This window comes from Cellulosimicrobium sp. GQ32 (assembly GCF_059758455.1).
The window spans coordinates 72496-91629 of record NZ_JCAXEP010000012.1 but is presented as its reverse complement, the minus strand read 5'-3'; the positions used below and the strand labels follow the sequence as shown (position 1 = coordinate 91629).

The following is a 19134-nucleotide window of genomic DNA, read 5'->3' as shown; positions in this document are numbered from 1 at the left end:
GGGCCACGGTCGCGCACACCCCGGGCAAGAGGACCTGCGCACGGACCACGGCTCTACCTCGCGCGACCACGGCTCTACCTCGCGCGACCACGGCTCTACCTCGCGCGACCACGGCTCTACCTCGCGCGACCACGGCTCTACCTCGCGGGGCCTCGGCTCCGGCTCGGTGCGTCAGAGGGTGGCGAGGAGGTCGTGCATGCGGTCGATCTCGCCGCCCTGGCCGGCGGCGGTCTCGGCCGCGATCTCGTTCGCGAAGAGGTCCTGACCCTCGACGAGCACGACGTCGACCATGTCGAGCGCCCCCTGGTGGTGCTGGATCATCCCCTCGAGGAAGAGGCGGTCGAACTCCGTGCCGCTCGCGCCCTCGATCGCGGCGAGCTGCTCGTCCGTGAGCATCCCGGACGCTCCCCCACCGTGCTCGTGCCCCGACCCTCCGGGCGCGCGGGGGCCCGTGCCGCCGTCGCCCTCCGCCCCCTCCGGGACGGCGAGGTCGCGCGCCTGCAGCCACGACGCGAGGGCGTGGACCTCCGGGCCCTGCGCTGCGGTGACGCGCTCTGCGAACGACCGGACGGCGTCGGACCCCGCGCGGTCCGGCGCGAGCGCCGCGATCTCCAGCGCCTGGAGGTGGTGCTCGATCATCCCGGTCACGAACGCGGCGTCCGCCTGGTTCCAGGAGTCCTCCGCGGGCGCGGCGTCGTAGTCCTCGGGCGCGACCGTCGTCGCCTCCTCGCCCGGCCTGCCGGGCTGCACGACGACGCTCGACGGCGTCGAGGTCGGCGCCGGGTCCGGCGTGCACGCCGAGGCGCCGAGCACGACCACGAGCACGACGGCGCCACAGGTCAGGACACGTGCGCCGACGGTCGGGACTGCGTTACCGCTGGGAAAACTCTGCACCCGCCCCGTTCCCTCCGTGTAAAAAGTCACCGCGATTCGCGCGCTTGGGGTGGTCCAGATCACACCTGCCGGACAGAATTCGCAGAACACTACCAAGGAGGTGTTTCGCTCGTGCATCGAACGACGAACAAGACGCGCCGGCAAAGAAGCCGGGTCCTGCTCGCCTCGTCCATGGCGGCCTCGCTCGCCGTCTCCTCGCTCGCCGTCGCGACGTCGGCAGCCGCCGAGCCGTCCGACGGCTCTCCCGAGGCGGTGGCCGCGCTCACCGAGCAGGCCGCCGGCTCGCTCGCCGACCTTCCCGCCCAGCGCCTCGCCCCGCTCGCCCAGGCCACCGACGTCCTGGCACCCGGAGAGGTCGCCGGCAGCCCCAACCTGACCCACGTCGCGAACATCCCGAAGAACGGCGAGTTCGCGCCCGAGGGCCAGTACAGCAGCGACCTCGCGTTCCAGGGCCGCTACGCGTTCGCCGGAAACTACGGCGGGTTCACGGTCTACGACGTCGCGAACCCGACGGCCCCGCAGCAGGTCGCCCAGGTCGTCTGCCCCGGGTCGCAGAACGACATCTCGGTCTACGGGGACCTCCTCGTGCTCAGCACCGACTCCTCGCGCAGCAACGACTCGTGCGAGAACGTCGCCCAGAGCGCCACGATCAAGGACTCGTGGGAGGGCATCAAGGTCTTCGACATCTCCGACCCGACGTCGCCCGAGTACGTGTCGTCGGTCGAGACGCAGTGCGGCTCGCACACGCACTCCCTCGCGCCGTCGAAGGACGGGGAGGAGCTGTTCGTCTACGTCTCGTCGTACAGCCCCAACGCGGCGTTCCCCGACTGCCTCCCGCCGCACGACCTCATCTCGGTCGTGCAGATCCCGCTCGACGACCCCGCCGCGGCGGAGCTCGTCTCCACGCCCGTCCTCTTCCCGGAGGGCGGCAACCCGGGCGGCAACGGCTCGAGCACCACGTCGGGCTGCCACGACATCACGACCTACCCGTCGAAGGACCTCGCGGCAGGCGCGTGCATGGGCGACGGCATCCTCATGGACATCTCCGACCGCGCGCACCCGGTGGTCACCGAGGTCGTCCGCGACACGACGAACTTCGCGTTCTGGCACTCGGCGACGTTCAACAACGCCGGCACCAAGGTCGTCTTCACGGACGAGCTCGGCGGCGGCGGCGCGCCCACGTGCAACCCGACGGTCGGGCCGGAGAAGGGCGCGGACGCCATCTACGACATCGTGGGCGGCGAGCTCGTGTTCAAGAGCTACTACAAGATCGAGCGCGAGCAGGCCGCGACGGAGAACTGCGTCGCGCACAACGGCTCGCTCATCCCCGTCCCGGGCCGCGACATCATGGTCCAGGCCTGGTACCAGGGCGGCATCTCGGTGTGGGACTTCACGGACTCGGCGAACCCGGTCGAGATCGCGTGGTTCGACCGCGGCCCGCTCTCCTCGGAGCGCCTGATCCTCGGCGGCTCGTGGTCGGCGTACTGGTACAACGGCGCGATCATCTCGAACGACATCCAGCAGGGCCTCGACGTCCTGCTGCTCGACGACCCGGTGACCAACGCCGCGAAGTCGGTCGTGACGGACGAGTTCAACCCGCAGGCCCAGCCGACGTACACCGAGCCGCCGGCGTGGTCGAAGTCCACCGCCTACGCGGGCGGCGCCACGGTCACCTACGCGGGCGCCGTCTGGCGCGCGCAGTGGTGGACCAAGGGCCAGGTGCCCGGCGCCGACGCGTGGGGCCCCTGGGAGGAGATCGCCGGGGTCGACGCGGACGGGGTCGGCGCGTGGAAGCCGAGCCGCGTCTACGTCAAGGGCGACACCGTGACCCACGAGGGGACGACGTACACCGCGAAGTGGTGGACGCGGAACCAGGAGCCCGGCGACCGCTGGGGCCCGTGGGCCGCGCAGGACTGACGCGACCGCGCCCGGGCCGCATGCCCGGATGAGCCGCGGACGACGGCGCCCGCTCACCTCGGGGTGGGCGGGCGTCGTCGCGCACCGGGCGTCGAGCCCCCGGTGCGGACCGGGCCCCGGACGCCGGCGCTACGCTCCTCGGCATGGCGCGACACCCGCTCCCCGAGACGCCCGCTCCCCCGCCCGACGACGCACGCTGCCCCTGCCTGTCCGGGGAGACGTACGGGTCGTGCTGCGGCCGCCTCCACGCGGGCCTGCGTCCCGGAGCCGACGGGACGGCCCCGGGGCCGTTCGCGCCCACCGCCGAAGCGCTCATGCGTTCGCGCTACAGCGCGTTCGCCGTCGGCGACGCCGGCTACCTGCGCGCGACGTGGCACGCGTCGACCCGGCCGGAGTCGCTCGACCTCGACGACGACCTCGAGTGGCGTCGGCTCGACGTCGTGCGCACGGAGACCGGCGGCCCGTTCGACGCGACGGGTGTCGTGGAGTTCGTCGCGCACCACCGGTCGCGCACGAACCGCACCGACCGCGGGCGCCTGCACGAGGTCAGCCGGTTCGTCCGGGAGGACGACCGCTGGTTCTACGTGGACGGTGTCGTGGGCTGACGCCGGTCCCGCAGACCACCGTCAGCCGACCCCGGGTGACACCGGGCGCCGCACCGACACCGCGACGAGCACGACCGTGACGAGCACCGCACCCAGCAGCGCGCCCGCGGTGTTCATCACGACGTCCTGGACGGTCGGGACGCGGCCGGGCAGGAGGTTCTGGGTCAGCTCGATCGCGACCGACAGCGCGCAGCCCGCGAGCGTCACGACCCCGGCGGCGTGCCACACGCCCAGCGGTGCGCCGCGCCGTCGTGCCGTCGCGCCGCGCAGGAGCGGCACCCCGAGCACGCCGAAGGGCCCGAACATGACGACGTTCGCGAGCGCCTCGAGCACCGGCAGCGTGATCGGGATGCCGAGGCCCTGGAGGAAGCCGAGGGTCGACGTCGCCCAGCCGGGCGCGTCGGTGGACTGCGGGGACGGCCACAGCGTGACGACGAGGACGGCGGCGAGGTAGGCGGCGAACGTCCAGGTCAGCAGTCGCATCGCGTCAGCGTACGGGGGCGGGTACGACCCGCGCGGGGACCCTCGGGACGAGCACGGACCCTCCACCGTTCCCTCTCCCCGCCGAGCGTGTCACCCGGACCCTCGGTTCACTGGCGCCATGGTCTCTCTCGGCTTCCACGCGTCCCACGAGCAGATCGCCCCGGGCCCCCTCCTGGGCGCCGCGCGGCGTGCCCAGGAGGTGGGGTTCGACGTCGCGATGTGCTCCGACCACCTCGCGCCCTGGAGCGTGCGGCAGGGCGAGTCGGGCCACTCCTGGTCCTGGCTCGGCGCCGCGCTCGCCAGCACCGACCTGCCGTTCGGCGTCGTCACGGCGCCCGGCCAGCGCTACCACCCCGCGGTGGTCGCGCAGGCGATCGCGACGCTCGGCCAGATGTTCCCCGGCCGGTTCTGGGCCGCGCTCGGCTCGGGCGAGGCGATGAACGAGCACGTCACGGGCGACCCGTGGCCCACCAAGGCCGACCGGGACGACCGCCTGCGCGAGTGCGTGGACGTGATCCGCGCGCTGCTGGCGGGCGAGGAGGTCACGCACCGCGGGCACGTCACCGTGGACCGTGCGCGCGTCTGGTCGCTGCCCGACGTCGTCCCGCGCCTCGTGGGCCCGGCCGTCACCCCGGCGACGGCACGCCGGCACGCGGACTGGGCCGACGGCCTCGTCACCGTGAACCAGCCGGTCGAGTCGCTGCGCCGCGTCGTCGGCGAGTACCGCGACGCGGGCGGGCGGGGCCCGCTCGCCCTCCAGGTCCACGTCGCGTGGGGCGACGACGACGCAGCCGCGTTCGCCGTCGCGCACGACCAGTGGCGCTCCAACCTGCTGCCCCCGAGCGTGAGCTGGCACCTCGAGACCCCCGAGCAGTTCGACGCCGTCGCGGACCTCGTGCGTCCCGAGGAGGTGCGGGGGACGGTCCTCGTCGAGCACGACGCCGAGCGGTTCGCGGACCGCGTCGCCGAGCTCGCGGCCTGCGGGTTCGACGAGGTGTACCTGCACCACGTGGGGCAGCAGCAGGACGCGTTCCTCGACGCGGCGGGCGAGACGCTGCTGCCGCTCCTGCGGACGGCGACGACCGACGGGGGTGCGTCGTGAGGATCAGCGACACCGGCGACCTGTGGTGGAAGAACGCGGTGATCTACTGCCTGGACGTCGAGACGTTCATGGACTGGGACGACGACGGCGTGGGCGACTTCGCCGGGCTCGTGCAGCGCCTCGACCACCTCGCCGACCTCGGGGTCACGTGCCTGTGGCTCATGCCGTTCTACCCGACCGCCGACCGCGACGACGGGTACGACATCACCGACTTCCTCGCGGTCGACCCGCGGCTCGGCGACGTGGGCGACCTCGTCGAGCTGATCCGGACGGCGCACGACCGCGGCATCCGCGTCATCGCCGACCTCGTGGTCAACCACACCTCCGACCGGCACCCGTGGTTCAAGGCCTCGCGGGCGAGCACGGACAACCCCTTCCGCGACTTCTACGTGTGGCGCGCCGACGAGCCGCCGCCCACGAAGGACCAGGTGGTCTTCCCCGACCAGGAGGAGGGCATCTGGACGAGGGACGAGCGCACCGGCGAGTGGTACCGGCACCGCTTCTACCGCCACATGCCGGACCTCAACACCGCCAACCCCCAGGTCCGCGACGCGATCGCGAAGACCATGGGCTACTGGATCCAGCTCGGGCTCTCGGGGTTCCGCGTCGACGCCGTCCCCTTCTTCCTCGGGGACGCCGCGGCGAACCCGTCGGACGAGATCGAGGACCCGCACGACTTCTTGCGCGCGCTGCGCTCGTTCCTCTCGCGCCGCACGGGCGACTCGATCCTCATGGGCGAGGTCAACCTGCCGTTCGAGGAGCAGCGCCTCTACTTCGGCGACGACGGGGAGGGCGACGGGAGCGAGTCCGGCCCGTCGAGCTCGGAGCTGACGCTCCAGTTCGACTTCAACGGCATGCAGGCGCTGTACCTGTCTCTCGCGCGGCACGACGCCGGCCCGCTCGCCGCGTCGCTCGCCGCGCGCCCCCCGATCCCCCACGACGCGCAGTGGGCGACGTTCGTCCGCAACCACGACGAGCTCACGCTCGACAAGCTGTCCGACGACGAGCGTCAGGAGGTCTTCGCCGCGTTCGGGCCCGAGGAGGACATGCAGCTCTACGGGCGCGGGCTGCGGCGTCGGCTCCCGCCCATGCTGGGCGGCGACCCGCGCCGCGTGCGGATGGTGTACTCGCTGCTCTTCGCGCTCCCGGGGACTCCCGTCCTCTACTACGGCGAGGAGATCGGCATGGGCGAGAACCTCGCGGCGGACGGTCGGCTCGCCGTGCGTACCCCGATGCAGTGGACGTCCGGACGCAACGGCGGGTTCTCGCGCGCTCCTGCCCGACGCCTCTCCGGGCCCGTTCCCGGCGACGGCTACGCGCCCGAGCACGTCAACGTCGCGGACCAGCGACGCGACCCCGACTCGCTGCTGACCTTCGTGCGCCTCCTCGCGCACCGCTACCGCGAGTGCCCCGAGCTCGGCTGGGGCGACGTCGACGTGCTGGACCAGCCGGAGCCGTCGGTCCTCGCGCTGCGCAGCACGTGGCAGGAGGCGTCCATGGTGACCGTCCACAACCTGTCCCCGGACCCCGTCGTGGTCCGGCTCGCGCTCGACGACCTGCCGGACGACGTGCGCCTCGTCGACCTGCTCGACGCGGACGACGTCGAGCCGGACCCCGACGGGACCGCCGAGGTCCGGCTCGACGGCTACGGCTACCGCTGGCTGCGCGTCACGCACCCGGGCTCGCGCCGGCTCCTGTGATCCGCCGGCCGTTCAGCCGCACCCGGGGAGCGCGACGCGCGGACCGTCCTCAGTCGTCGTGGCTCGGCTCGTCCGGGCCGACGGGCCGGCCGGGCGACGACGGCCAGTCGGGCGGTGAGTCGGGGGTCGGGTCCGAGGGCCGCGGCTCGCCGGGGACCGGGTCCGCGTGGCTCGGGTCGTGGGGCGGCTCCGACGGGTCCGGGGGCGGTCCCGGGGACTTCGGCGGCTCGACCGTGGGCTCCACCGGAGGGACCGGCTCCGTGCCCGGCTCGTCAGGGTTCGTGGTCATGGCTGCACCTCCGTGCTGCTCGTGCGGCTCCTCGGGACGCCCGCGGCGTCCCTCCTCGACGCTAGGCGCGCCGGGCCCCGCTCGCGCGCGGCGGGCCGCCGCTCCTCCCCCATGGGGACGGGTGCCCATGGCCGGCCCGAGCCGGTGGTGCCTACGATCCGGACGTCCGCCGTCACGGCTGTTCGCCGCTCCGGACGGAGCGGCCCCTGGAAGGAGCACGCATGAGGACTCGTCAGCTCGTCGCCGTCGCCGCCATGGCCGGCGCCCTGGTGCTCGGGACCGCGATCGGTGCCTCCGCGGGCACCTCGGGCACCGTCTACAGCGCCGGCAGCCCGTACTACGCGAGGGCGACGTTCGCCCCCAACGACCCGGGGCGCCACAGCGCGTACGTCGCGGTCGTCGACAACCGCAAGGACGGCGCCAGCGCCGTCGCGCAGGTCCGGTTCGACGGGACGACGAGGACCGTCCGTGCGAGCGACGGGGTCGGCTCGAGCGTGTACTGGTACTCGGGCGGCATGTCGAAGGGGAAGTCCGTGTCGGTCCGTGCGTGCCGGCAGGACCTCTCGGCAGGCGGCCCGATCAAGGACTGCGGCGCCTGGCGGACCTTCGTCGCGTGAACCGGTCGCCCGGCCGGGTCACGGCCCGCACGGGGCGGCGGTGACCGGCCGCGGCCTACCCTGGGCACGTGACGTCGTTCGCCTCGGACAACTACTCCCCCGCCCACCCCGACGTCCTCGCCGCGCTCGCCGCGGCGAGCGCCGGGCACGAGATCTCGTACGGCGAGGACCCCTGGACGGCGCGCCTCCAGGACGCCGTGAGAGCCCGCTTCGGCCCAGACGCCACCGCCTACCCGGTGCTCACGGGGACGGGGGCGAACGTCGTCGCGCTCATGGCGATGCTGCCGCGCTGGGGCGCGGTCGTCGCGACCGAGCACGCGCACCTCAACACGGACGAGAACGGTGCGCCCGAGCGCGTCGGCGGGGTCAAGGTGCTCGCCGTCCCGGCGCCGGACGGGAAGCTCCGGCCCGACGCCGTGGAGCGGTTCGCGGGCGACCTCGGCGACCCGCACCGCGCGCAGCCGCTCGTCGTGTCGCTCACGCAGTCGACCGAGCTCGGCACGCTCTACACGCCCGCCGAGCTCCGCGCGGTGGCCGACGCCGCGCACGCCCGCGGCATGCGCGTGCACCTCGACGGCTCGCGGCTCGCGAACGCCGCCGCGGCGCTCGACGTCCCGCTGCGCGCGCTGACCACGGACGCGGGCGTGGACGTGCTGTCGTTCGGCGGCACCAAGAACGGGCTCGCGCTCGGGGAGGCGGTCGTCGTGCTCGACCCGTCGGCCGTCGACGGCGTCGAGTTCGTGCGCAAGGCGACGATGCAGCTCGCGTCGAAGATGCGCTACGTCTCCGCGCAGCTCCTCGCGCTGTTCGAGCCCGTGGGCGACGCCGTCGCCGAGGTCGACGAGATCGCGGACGAGGACGAGCTGTGGCTGCGCAACGCACGGCACGCCAACGCGATGGCAGGGCGGTTGCGCGCCGGGCTCGCGGACGTCGTCGTCCCCGCCGCGCTCGGGCCGGACGACGCCGTCCCCGCGCCGGCGTCGGGCCTCGCCTTCACGCAGCCCACGCTCGTCAACGCGGTCTTCGCGACGCTCCCCCGCGCCGCCGTGGAGCGCCTGCGCGAGCGGCACCGCTTCTACGACTGGGGGCCGGGCGAGTCGCCCGACCGGGTCGAGGTCCGCTGGATGTGCGCGTGGGACACGACCCCGGACGACGTGGACGGGTTCGTCGCGGACGTGCGCAGCGTCCTCGCGGTCGCGCGCTGACCGGGCGAGGATGGGCGCCATGACACCCGACACGCTGCCCACCCCTGACGACCTCCTGCACCTGCGTCGCTGCGTCGAGCTCGCGCGCGAGGCGCTCGACGACGGCGACGAGCCGTTCGGCTCGCTCCTGGTCGACCACGACGGGGTCGTGCGCTTCGAGGACCGCAACCGCGTGAAGGACGGCGACGCGACCCGGCACCCGGAGTTCGAGATCGCCCGCTGGGCCGCGGAGCACCTCACGCCCGACGAGCGGCGCGCCGCGGTCGTGTACACGTCGGGAGAGCACTGCGCGATGTGCAGCGCGGCCCACGCCTGGGTCGGGCTCGGCCCGATCGTCTACGCGTCGAGCACGACGCAGCTCGTCGGCTGGCTCGACGAGTGGGGCGTGGCGCCCGGACCCGTGCGCCCGCTCGCGATCGGCGACGTCGCCCCCGGCGTCGCCGTCCGCGGCCCGGCGTACGAGCTCGCGCCCGAGATCCGGGCGCTGCACGCGCGCCTGCACGGCGTGTCCCGAGCCTGACGGCGAGGTCGCCTCAGCCGTCCAGCGCGGCCGCCACCGCGCCCGCGACCTCCGGGAGCGCGAGGTAGCCCGCCGGGCTGCCGTCGGCGAGCAGCACGGCCGCCGCGTGGTGCCCGGGTGCCGCGTTCGCGACGACGAGGTCCTCGATCGCCGGCGTCGCCGGGTCGAGCGGGAACGCGTCCGGGCCGAGGCCGTGGAGCGCGAGCGCGTCCCGGCGGTCGCGCACCGCGACCCAGCGCCGCACGGGGGCGGGCACGCGCAGCGGGGCGCGGGCGGCGAGGACGTCGCGGATCGCCCGGATCGCGAGCGGGGAGCCGAGCGTGAGCAGCAGGGGCACGTCCCACCGTGCGGCATCGGGGTGCTCGCGCAGCACCGAGTACGCCACGACCGACCCGAGCGAGTGCGCGACCACGACGGCCGGGCCGTCCGTGGGGATCGCCGCCGCGACGGCGTCGTCGATCCTCGTGCGCACGGAGTCGTCGTGCAGGTACGCCCACACGTCCCGCGCGAGCAGCACGACGACGACGCTGCTCAGGCCGGGCACGTACCGGTCGAGCGCGGAGAGCAGCAGGTTCAGCCATGCCCCGACGTCGACCCCGCTCTCTGTCCCCTCGCCCGTCCCGGCACCCTCGGGGCGCGCCGGGACGCCCGCTCCCGCGCCCCGCAGCACCTCCTCGGCGACGGCCGCGACGAACGCGAGCTCGTCGTCGGGCAGGGCCGCCAGCGCGTGCACGGTCACCGGCGGCGGCTCGGCGTCGCCCGCGACGAGCCCCGCGAGGATGTCGCCGTAGAAGACGAACGACGTGTCGTCGTCGTGCAGCACGCGGCCGGACCCCGCCGCGCTCAGGCCCGCGTCCAGCACGGCGGTCCACGTGCGGTCGAGGACGTCGGCGTCGAGGCCCTGGTTGTCGCGGCCGTGGACGAGCACGAGTCGGGTCACGCGCCCGAACCTACCGGCTGCCGGTGTCGCCCGGAGGGTCTACCGTCGGCCCCAGAAGCGCGCCCCCGAGCCCCCGAGGTACCCATGAGCGACCCCACCCTGACCGACCACAGCACGACCGCCGAGATCCACGTCGCACGACCGCCGCAGGTCGTGTGGGCCGAGCTCATGCACCCGAGCGCCCGCTGGATGCTCGGCATGAACGTCGAGACCGACTTCATGCCCGGCAGCCCCGTGACGTTCGAGGGCCACTACATGGGCCGCGAGTTCGCGGACTGGGGCACCGTCGTCGAGGTCGAGCGCCCGCGGCTGCTGCACTTCACGCACTTCTCCCCGACGATGGGCCTGCCCGACGTCCCGGAGAACTACCACGACATCGCCATCACGCTCGAGCCGGACGACTCCGGGACGCGCGTGCGCGTCGTCGAGCGCAACATCGAGACGGCGGACCGCGCCGAGCGCGCCCACGCGCTGTGGACCAAGGCGCTCGCGACGCTCGCGGGCCACGACTGAGGTCGGGCACCCTCGCGCGAGCCGTGCGACGACGGGCCGGTCACCCCGCGGGGTGACCGGCCCGTCGCGCGTCGCGGTGGCGACGGCGTCCCGAGGGTCAGGCGGTGCGGCCGCGTCGGGCGCGGATCGCGAGGAGCGCGGCGCCGGTCCCGAGGAACAGCAGCGCGAGCGTCGTCACGAGCACCGCGTCGGAGCCCGTGACCGCGAGACCCTGCTCACCCGCCGTGTTCGTGAGCGTCACGACCACCGTGCCGCCACCGACCGTCACCTCGGTGACCGCCCTGCCGTCCACGGTGAACTCCGGCGCGCCCCAGTCGACCCCACCGATCTGGGGCAGCTCCGTCTCGGTGAGCCGGACGACCGTCCCGGCCGGGAGGTCCTGCGGCCCGTCGACCGGGACCCCGTCGGCGCGGACGGTCAGCGTCCCGGTGACTGTCCCGGTGGGCGAGTCGTACGCGTAGGACACGACGAACTCCGTGCTCGCCGGGACGGCGGCGGACGCCTCGCCGGTCACCCGCTTGACCAGCGAGAACCCGCCCGCCGCCTGGTTCGCCGTGTTCGTCACAGTGACGAGGGTGTCGTCCCCGTCTCCGACGACCACAGACTGCGGGCTGAACGTCGGGACGCCCCACGCGACGCCCGTGATGTCGGGCAGGTCGGCCTCCGTGTAGGTGACGACCGTGCCGACCGGGAGGTTCTGCGGGCCGGCGACGACCGTCCCGTCGGCCGGGACCCGGAGGTAGCCACCGACGAGGGTGCCGTCGAGCTCGTACGAGTACGCGACGGTGAACAGGGTGTCGGCGGGCACGAGCTCTGCGCGGTCGCCGGTCACCTCCTTGGCCACGGAGAACCCGCCGACCTCGGCCACGTCCTGCGTGGTGTTGGTCAGCGTGACGAGGGTGTTCGCGCCGTCCCCGACCGTCACCGACTCCGGGGAGAACATGGGGGCGCCCCAGACGACGCCGTCGACCTCGGGCAGGTTGATCTCGGTGAACGTCACGACCGTCCCCACCGGGAGGTCCTGCGGGCCGTCGACGACGGTGCCGTCCGCGAGCAGGGTGAGCGCCCCCGTCAGCGGGCGGTCGTACGTGAAGCCCGCGGGCAGGGTCGCGGACCACTGGACCTCGAACTGCGTGCCCGGCGGCACGCTCCCGGCGAGGCCGCCCTCGACCGCCTTTGCGACGGAGAACCCGCCCGTCCGCGCCGTCGCCGTGTTCGTCACGACGACCCCCGCGACAACGTCGCCGTCACCGATCGTCACGGTGCCGGGCGACACGGTGGGCGTGCCCCAGTCGACGCCCGGGACGTCGGGGATCGCCTGCTCGGTGAACGTCACGACGGTGCCCTCGGGCAGGTCCTGCGGCCCGTCCACCACGGCCCCGTCCGCGAGCACGGTGAGCGTCCCGGAGGTCGCTCCCTCGTAGCCGGAGTCCGGGGGGAGCTCGGCCTCCCACGCGACGACGAACGCGGTGTCGGGCGGCACCGCCCCGGACGCGTCGCCCGTGACGGACTTCTGCACCGCGAACCCGCCGATCTCCGCGGGCACGTCCGCCGTGTTCGTCACGGTCACCGCGACACCGGTCGGTCCCTCGACGATCGTGATCGAGGAGGCAGGCTCGAGCGTCGGTACACCCCACACCACGCCCGGGATCTCGGGCAGCGGCTGCTGCTCGGCGAGCGTCACCGTCGTGCCGACCGGCAGGTCGGTCGGGCCGCTCGCCACGGTCCCGTCGGCGCGCACCGTCAGCGTGCCCGACGTGGCGCCGTCGTACGCGACGCCCGCGGGGACGGTCGCGGTCCAGTCGACCAGGAACGCGGTGTCACCGGGGACGGCGCTCGCCGCGCCTCCCTCGAGAGCCTTCTGAACCGTGAATCCCCCGACGACGGCGGCCGCGACGTTCGTCACGGTCACCGCGACCCCGGTCGCGCCCTCGACGATCGTGACGGGCGACGCCGGGCTGAGCACCGGATCCCCCCACTCGACGCCGTCCACCTCGGGCAGCGGCGTCCGCTCGGCGAGCGCGACGGTGGTGCCGACGGGCAGGTCGGAGGGGCCGTTCGTCACGGTCCCGTCCGCGAGGACGGTCAGCGTGCCGGACAGGTCGCCGTCGTACGTCGCCCCCTCGGGGAGCCCCGCCTCCCAGTCGACCAGGAACGCGGTGTCGGCGGGGACGAGCCCCGCGGCGTCACCCGTCACGGCCTTGGCCACCGAGAACCCGCCCACCGTCGGGACGGCGCCGCCGTTCGCCGTGTTCACCACGGTCACCGTGACGGTCTGGTTCTCCTGGATCGTGAACTGCGCGGGGTCGCCCAGCGGCTCGCCGTTCACCTGGATCACGGGCGTTCCCCACTCGACGCCGGGCACGGAAGGAAGGTCCGTCTCGGTGACCGTCACGACGGTGTCGACCGGCAGCGTCGGACCGTTCACGAGCGCGCCGCTGATCGGCACGACGAGCGTGTCGCCACCGGTCGTCCCGTCCGGCTCCTCGTACGTGTACGCGACCTCGAACGTCGTGTCGGCGGGCACGTCGGCCGCGGCCTCGCCCGTCACCGTCTTCTGGACGACGAAGCTCGCGGCCGAGGTGCAGTCGAACGGCCCCGGACCGATCCACGGGTAGCTGTGCATCTCGAGCCCGCCCTCGACGCTGGGGTCCCCGAACGTGAGGTCGCCCCCGACCAGGACCCGGCCGTTGGTGCTCGTCATGATCGTCGCGTCCGCGACCGGGGCGAGGATGGTCCCGAGGAACTGGTCCGCCCGTCCCAGCGCCAGCTCCGGGGTCGACTCGAAGTTCCACAGCGTGCGCGCCGCCCAGTCGCCGAAGCGCGGGTTGGAGTTGAAGTCGTTGATGAACGGCGAGCCGTTGCCCTCCCAGTAGTTCGGGCTGAGGCTCACGGGCGCGGAGCCGACCACGTTGATCGCCACGGCGGCACCCTCCGGGATGTCCGCGAACACGACCTCCGTGACCCCGGCCAGCTCGGACGCACCAACGGTGAACACCTGCGGGTCGTCCGTGCCGGAGCCGGTGAAGGTCACGCGGTTGCCCGCGACGACCCCTGCCGCGGTCGTCGGCCATCCGGCGATCGTCGCCGACGCGTCCGCGATGACGTCGCCGAAGTCGGCCCAGTCCGCAACCGCCGCCGGACCCATGCCCTCGGTGACGGGTGCGTCCGCGCCCGGCGTCGTCCCGGCCGTCGAGAGGGTGCCCCCGCCCGTGACCGTGGCACCGACGTTCACGGCACCGCCGTTCGGGAGCGTCGAGCCGACCGTGACACCTGTCCCGGCCGCGATCTCGAGCCCGCCGCCGACGGCGAGCATCACCGCGCCGTCGGGCGGCGTGATCTGCGAGCCGGCGCCCACCGCACCGATGCTGAAGTTGCCTGGTGCGTCGATGGTCGCCTCCCCGGCGACGACCAGGAGCCCCTCGGACTCGGCGGCGCTCGCCGTGGCCCGATAGTCGCCGCCGCTGTACACCGTGACGTTGCTGTCGGTGAAGAGCGGCGGGGCCTGACCGATGTTGGGCATCTCGCCGGGGTCCGGGCAGAACCCGAGCGCCGCCGAGGCCGACCGGGCCTGCGGCCCGGTGACCAGGACCACCGCCCCGACGAGGGCGAGGATGGCGGCGACCGTCGCGGCGACGACGCGACGGGTGCGATCCCCCAGGGCGATGGTGCGGGCGGGTGGGCGACGGGACATGCCTGGCTCCAAGGTCGGACGATGCGGTACGGCCCGATCGGGCCGTACCTCTCACACACGAGACGCTCCCCCGTGAGGATCATGACGGGAGCATCGAGGTGATGCGCGTCATACCCGCGGCTCCGGTCAGCACCCGGCGCGCACGTGTCCGCGACCTCCCGAGCGACGGAGCGGGCTACGGTGGCCGCTGGAGGTGCCCGCCCTGTGACCACCCGTGCCCGGACCACCTGGATCGTCGTCGCCGTCGTCACCACGCTCGCCGCCGTCTCGGCGGTCGCGTGGTATCTCACCCGCCCGGCTCCCGCCCCGGCGCCGTCGCCCTCGGGCGCGCCGACCGCCTCGCCCGACCCGATCCCGTCGCCCACGCCCCCGACGCCGTCCACCCCGCCCGAGGACCCGCTCGCCGGGTGGACGCTCGAGCAGAAGGTCGGTCAGCTCTTCATGGTCGGCGTCGACGTGAGCGACCCCCGGCAGGTGAGCTACGACGCCGTGTCGCAGCTCCACGTCGGCAACGTGTTCCTCGCCGGTCGGTCGCAGGCGGGCACCGGCCCGACGGCGGACCTCGTCGCGAGCTTCACGGCGCTCGTCTCGCCGGAGACCACGAACAGCACGCCGCTGTTCGTCGCGACCGACCAGGAGGGCGGCTACGTCCAGGTGCTGCGCGGTCCCGGGTTCTCGCAGATCCCCACGGCCACGGACCAGGCGGGCCTCGACCCCGCGGCGCTCCAGGCCGACGCGACGACGTGGGCCGGCGAGCTCGCCGCCGCGGGCGTGAACCTCAACCTCGCGCCGGTGATGGACCTGGTGCCCGAGGGGACGGCGGCGCAGAACCCGCCGATCGGGTACTTCCAGCGGAACTACGGCACCACGCCGGACACGGTGACGGCGCACGCGAACGCCTTCAGCGCCGGCATGGAGGCGTCCGGGGTGGACGTGACGATCAAGCACTTCCCGGGGCTGGGCCGCGTCACCGAGAACACCGACACCGACGCGGGCGTGACGGACGACGTGACGACGCGCGACGACCCGTCCGTCGCCGTCTTCGCGTCGGGGATCGAGGCGGGCGCCGCGTTCGTCATGACGTCCACCGCCGTCTACTCGCAGATCGACGGGTCGCTGCCCGCGGCGTTCTCGCCCGTCGTCGTCGACGGGATGCTGCGCGGCGACCTGGGGTTCGACGGCGTCGTCATCACGGACGACGTGTCCGCGGCGCAGCAGGTGCAGGCGTGGTCACCCGCCGAACGCGCCGTCCTGACGATCGACGCGGGCGGCGACATGGTGCTCGCGTCCGCCGACCCGAGCGTCGTGCAGCCCATGGTCGCGGCGGTCGTCGAGCGCGCGACGACCGACCCCGCGTTCGCCGCGAAGGTCGACGCGGCGGTGCTCCGCGTGCTCGCCGCCAAGGAGCGCCTGAGCTAGCCCGACAACAACTGGCTGACTGGTCAGTAAGAAATATCGCTCCGCACTCTTGACCTCCGCGGACCGGCTGGTCCAGGGTGTGAGAGAGCGCTCTATCGGCGCGAGCACAGTGGCTCGCCCGACTCCTCGAGCGGCTCGTGACCCGTCCGACGTCCGAAGGAGCACGTCCATGCGCACCGCGTCCCGCGGCACCCGCAGCACCGCCAGCACCACCTCCCGACGGCCCCGACCACGGCCCCGCGGCCGCGCCCTCGCGGCCGCCACGACCGCCGTCGGGCTCCTCGCCCTCGGTGCGCTCGTCCAGGCGCCCGCGACCGCCGCCCCCGGCGACCCGCTCTCGCAGGGCCGCGCCGCGACGTCGTCGAGCACCGAGTTCGACTGGAGCACCGCGGCCGCCGCCGTCGACGGCGACCGCGGCACGCGCTGGTCCAGCGCGCACGCCGACGGCGCCTGGATCCAGGTCGACCTCGGCGCTGTCCACGACCTCGACCGCGTCGAGCTCGACTGGGAGACGGCGTACGCGTCCGGCTACCGCATCGAGGTCTCGACCGACGGCGCCGCGTGGGCGACCGCGTACTCGACCACGAACGGCCAGGGCGGCGACGAGACGCTGCCGCTCGACGTCACCGCGCGCTACGTGCGGCTCACCGCGACGCAGCGCGCGACCGTCTGGGGCGTGTCCCTCTGGGAGCTCCAGGTGTTCGGCGACGAGGGCGGCACGGGCGAGCCGGGCGGTCCCGGAGACCCCGAGCCCGGCGCCGCCCGCCTGCTCTCCTACGGCAGGCCCGGGTCGGCGTCGAGCTCCCAGACGCTCGACCCGAACTGCTGGGACTGCACCCCGGACAAGGCGCTCGACCTCGACCCGGCGTCGCGCTGGGCCACGTCCCCGGACACCGGCTGGGTCGACGAGGGGTGGATCGCCGTCGACCTCGGCGCCCCCGCGCACGTCACCCAGGTCGTCCTCCAGTGGGACCCCGCGTTCGCGACCGGCTACGACATCGAGGTGTCGGACGACGGGTCGTCGTGGCGGTCCGTGTTCTCCACCACGACGGGCAGCGGGTTCAAGGAGACGATCCCGCTCGACGCCGACGGTCGCCACGTGCGCGTGCACATGAACGACCGCAGCGGCCCGTACGGCTACTCGCTGTGGGAGCTCCAGGTCTACGGCACCGGCGGCGCGCCCACGACGCCGCCCGCAGGACCCGCCGACCCCGACTTCGACGACCTCGAGCTCGTCTGGTCCGACGAGTTCGACGCCCCGGCCGGCACGCCCGCCGACGCCACGAGGTGGCACATCGACCCCGGGATGCCGCAGAACGCGGAGCACCAGGTCTACACGGCGTCGGGCAACGGCTTCCACGACGGCCAGGGGCACTTCGTCCTCGAGGCGCGCCGCGAGAACGCCGAGGGCCGCGAGTACACGTCGCACCGCATGAACACGTCGACGTCGCTCAACACCCAGTACGGCCGCTTCGAGGCCCGGATCAAGATCCCCGCGGGCCAGGGACTGTGGCCGGCGTTCTGGATGATGGGCTCCGACTTCCTCGAGGGTCGCCCGTGGCCGTACAACGGCGAGATCGACATCATGGAGAACGTCGGGTTCGAGCCCACGATCACGCACTCGACGCTGCACGCGCCCGCGTACTGGGGGGCGGGCGGCTACGGCGGCCCGGCGACGCTCCCGGGCGGCGCGCGGTTCGCCGACGACTTCCACGTGTGGGCCGCGGAGTGGGACAGCGAGGGCATCCAGTTCTCGCTCGACGGCCGCGACACGTTCTACGCGTCGAAGGAGACCGTCGAGTCGACGCGCGGGCCGTGGGTCTACGACCACGAGTTCTACCTGATCCTCAACCTCGCGGTCGGCGGGGACTGGCCGGGCGCTCCCGACGCGAGCACGCCGTTCCCGTCCCGCATGCTCGTGGACTACGTGCGGGTGTACCGGTGAGCGCCCGCACCCGGCGGCCCCTGCAGGTCGCCGGCCCGTTCCCGTGGTGAGGCTCCGCCTCCCCCGGTGACCGGTCCACGGCGGGCGCCCCTCCGGCGCCCGCACCCGGTGCCCGACGGCGCGGTGCTGCTCCCGCGCCGTCGGGCACCACCCGCTGTCCCGGCCGTGGCGAGGCCGCTCCCCGCCCGCGGGGGACAGCCGGTCGCACGGCCCGGGCGGGCGGTATAACTGACGCCATGGCTGCTCGTCGCTCCTCTCCCCGCCCGACGCTCGAGGCCGTCGCGGCCGTCGCGGGCGTCTCCCGTGCCACGGTGTCCCGCGTCATCAACGGGGTGCCGACGGTCGACCCCGCGATCGTCGAGGTCGTCGAGAAGGCGATCGACGAGACGGGCTACGTGCCCAACCTCGCGGCGCGCACCCTCGTGACGCGACGCACCGGATCGGTCGCGCTCGTCGTCTCCGAGCCGACGGAGCGGCAGCACACCAGCCCCTTCCTGGAGCGCCTGTTCACCGACCCCTACATCGGCCGGGTCACGGCCGGCGCGCAGCAGGTGCTCCGGCCGCGCGACATCCACCTCGCGATCCTGCCCGCCGACCCGCCCGCGCACGACCAGGTCGTGCGCTACGTGCGCCAGGGCCACGTCGACGGCGTCCTGCTCATCACGTCGAGCTCCGGCGACCCGCTCCCCGCGCGGTTCGCCGCGCTGACCGTGCCGGTCGTGCTCTCGACGCACCTCGACGGCGCGGACGAGTCGGCCGGCGTGAGCTGGGTCGACCTCGACCAGGCGGCGGGCGGGCGGCTCGCGGCGGAGCGCCTGGTGACGCAGGGCCGGACGCGCCTGGCGACCGTCGCCGGACCCGCCGACGTCCCCTTCGCGCGCGCCCGGCTCGAGGGCTTCCTCGACGCCGTGCGGGCCGCGGGCCTCCCCGAGCCGTACGTCGCGGAGGGCGACTTCACGCGGGCGGGCGGCGAGGCGGCGGCTCGCGAGCTCCTCGCGGCGCGCCCCGACGTCGACGGCGTGTTCGGCGCGAGCGACCTCATGGCCGACGGCGCGTCCACGGTCCTCCAGGAGGCCGGGCGGCGCGTCCCGGAGGACGTCGCGGTCGTCGGGTTCGACGACTCCACGGTCGCGCACCAGGCGCACCCCCCGCTCACGACCGTGCGTCAGCCCGTCGAGGAGATGGCGGCCGAGATGGCGCGCCTCCTGCTCGCCGCCATCGACGACCCGGAGACCGAGGCCCGCTCGGTCCTGTTCGACCCGACCCTCGTGGTGCGCGACTCCGCCTGACC

At 74.1% G+C, this 19134-nt stretch carries 16 protein-coding genes; 11 read left to right on the top strand and 5 right to left on the bottom strand.

The genetic code is table 11. From position 1 onward, the window contains the following. Window positions 1-171 precede the first annotated feature (171 nt). Window positions 172-894 carry a DUF305 domain-containing protein gene (locus AC6CH9_RS17605; RefSeq protein WP_498156062.1) on the bottom strand — a complete coding sequence of 241 codons (723 nt, stop codon included), beginning with the start codon at window positions 892-894 and terminating at the stop codon, window positions 172-174. A 111-nt stretch (window positions 895-1005) separates the two neighbouring features. On the opposite strand from AC6CH9_RS17605, the gene AC6CH9_RS17600 reads away from it, so the two are divergent. Both AC6CH9_RS17600 and AC6CH9_RS17595 read left to right on the top strand, forming a co-directional pair. Then, entirely contained in the window at window positions 1006-2811 is a 1806-nt protein-coding gene (locus AC6CH9_RS17600) for a carbohydrate-binding protein (protein WP_498156061.1), read from the top strand. 143 nt (window positions 2812-2954) lie between these two features. Further along, entirely contained in the window at window positions 2955-3416 is a 462-nt protein-coding gene (locus tag AC6CH9_RS17595; protein WP_498156060.1) for a YchJ family protein, read from the top strand. Window positions 3417-3437: 21 nt separating this feature from the next. Here AC6CH9_RS17595 and AC6CH9_RS17590 read toward each other — a convergent pair whose 3' ends face one another. Next, the gene (locus tag AC6CH9_RS17590) at window positions 3438-3899 is read right to left on the bottom strand and encodes a VanZ family protein (RefSeq protein ID WP_498156059.1); all 462 of its coding nucleotides are present in this window, start codon (window positions 3897-3899) and stop codon (window positions 3438-3440) included. 118 nt (window positions 3900-4017) lie between these two features. Between AC6CH9_RS17590 and AC6CH9_RS17585 the strand changes: the two genes are divergently transcribed. After that, a complete protein-coding gene (locus AC6CH9_RS17585) occupies window positions 4018-5001 on the top strand; it encodes a TIGR03885 family FMN-dependent LLM class oxidoreductase (RefSeq protein WP_498156058.1) in 984 nt (327 codons plus the stop codon). Next, on the top strand, window positions 4998-6701 hold the full coding sequence (locus AC6CH9_RS17580) for an alpha-amylase family protein (RefSeq protein WP_498156057.1): 1704 nt from the start codon (window positions 4998-5000) through the stop codon (window positions 6699-6701). Before AC6CH9_RS17585 ends, AC6CH9_RS17580 begins: the two co-directional genes overlap by 4 nt. A gap of 49 nt (window positions 6702-6750) precedes the next feature. Here AC6CH9_RS17580 and AC6CH9_RS17575 read toward each other — a convergent pair whose 3' ends face one another. Then, window positions 6751-6990 carry a hypothetical protein gene (locus tag AC6CH9_RS17575; protein ID WP_498156056.1) on the bottom strand — a complete coding sequence of 80 codons (240 nt, stop codon included), beginning with the start codon at window positions 6988-6990 and terminating at the stop codon, window positions 6751-6753. 221 nt (window positions 6991-7211) lie between these two features. On the opposite strand from AC6CH9_RS17575, the gene AC6CH9_RS17570 reads away from it, so the two are divergent. From AC6CH9_RS17570 to AC6CH9_RS17560, 3 genes are all read left to right on the top strand, one after another. Beyond that, window positions 7212-7607: a hypothetical protein gene (locus tag AC6CH9_RS17570; RefSeq protein WP_498156055.1), complete on the top strand. Its 396-nt coding sequence runs from the start codon at window positions 7212-7214 to the stop codon at window positions 7605-7607. A 68-nt stretch (window positions 7608-7675) separates the two neighbouring features. Next, window positions 7676-8812 (top strand): threonine aldolase family protein, encoded by a 1137-nt coding sequence (locus tag AC6CH9_RS17565; protein ID WP_498156054.1) that lies wholly within the window; start codon window positions 7676-7678, stop codon window positions 8810-8812. A 19-nt stretch (window positions 8813-8831) separates the two neighbouring features. Then, window positions 8832-9332 (top strand): nucleoside deaminase, encoded by a 501-nt coding sequence (locus AC6CH9_RS17560; RefSeq protein ID WP_498156053.1) that lies wholly within the window; start codon window positions 8832-8834, stop codon window positions 9330-9332. Between the two features lie 13 nt (window positions 9333-9345). Here AC6CH9_RS17560 and AC6CH9_RS17555 read toward each other — a convergent pair whose 3' ends face one another. After that, window positions 9346-10272, bottom strand: coding sequence for a hypothetical protein (locus AC6CH9_RS17555; protein ID WP_498156052.1), 927 nt, complete (start codon window positions 10270-10272; stop codon window positions 9346-9348). Between the two features lie 84 nt (window positions 10273-10356). Here AC6CH9_RS17555 and AC6CH9_RS17550 point away from each other — a divergent pair, with 84 nt between their 5' ends. Beyond that, a complete protein-coding gene (locus AC6CH9_RS17550; RefSeq protein WP_498156051.1) occupies window positions 10357-10785 on the top strand; it encodes an SRPBCC family protein in 429 nt (142 codons plus the stop codon). Between the two features lie 97 nt (window positions 10786-10882). On the opposite strand, the gene AC6CH9_RS17545 is transcribed toward AC6CH9_RS17550, so the two are convergent. After that, the gene (locus AC6CH9_RS17545) at window positions 10883-14479 is read right to left on the bottom strand and encodes a DUF5979 domain-containing protein (RefSeq protein ID WP_498156050.1); all 3597 of its coding nucleotides are present in this window, start codon (window positions 14477-14479) and stop codon (window positions 10883-10885) included. Between the two features lie 204 nt (window positions 14480-14683). Here AC6CH9_RS17545 and AC6CH9_RS17540 point away from each other — a divergent pair, with 204 nt between their 5' ends. The 3 genes from AC6CH9_RS17540 to AC6CH9_RS17530 all read left to right on the top strand — a co-directional run bounded on the left by AC6CH9_RS17540 (window position 14684) and on the right by AC6CH9_RS17530 (window position 19132). After that, on the top strand, window positions 14684-15898 hold the full coding sequence (locus AC6CH9_RS17540) for a glycoside hydrolase family 3 N-terminal domain-containing protein (RefSeq protein WP_498156049.1): 1215 nt from the start codon (window positions 14684-14686) through the stop codon (window positions 15896-15898). A 169-nt stretch (window positions 15899-16067) separates the two neighbouring features. Then, window positions 16068-17843 carry a discoidin domain-containing protein gene (locus AC6CH9_RS17535; RefSeq protein ID WP_498156048.1) on the top strand — a complete coding sequence of 592 codons (1776 nt, stop codon included), beginning with the start codon at window positions 16068-16070 and terminating at the stop codon, window positions 17841-17843. 236 nt (window positions 17844-18079) lie between these two features. Continuing rightward, window positions 18080-19132, top strand: a complete 1053-nt coding sequence (locus AC6CH9_RS17530) for a LacI family DNA-binding transcriptional regulator (RefSeq protein ID WP_498156047.1) — start codon at window positions 18080-18082, stop codon at window positions 19130-19132. Window positions 19133-19134: the final 2 nt, after the last annotated feature.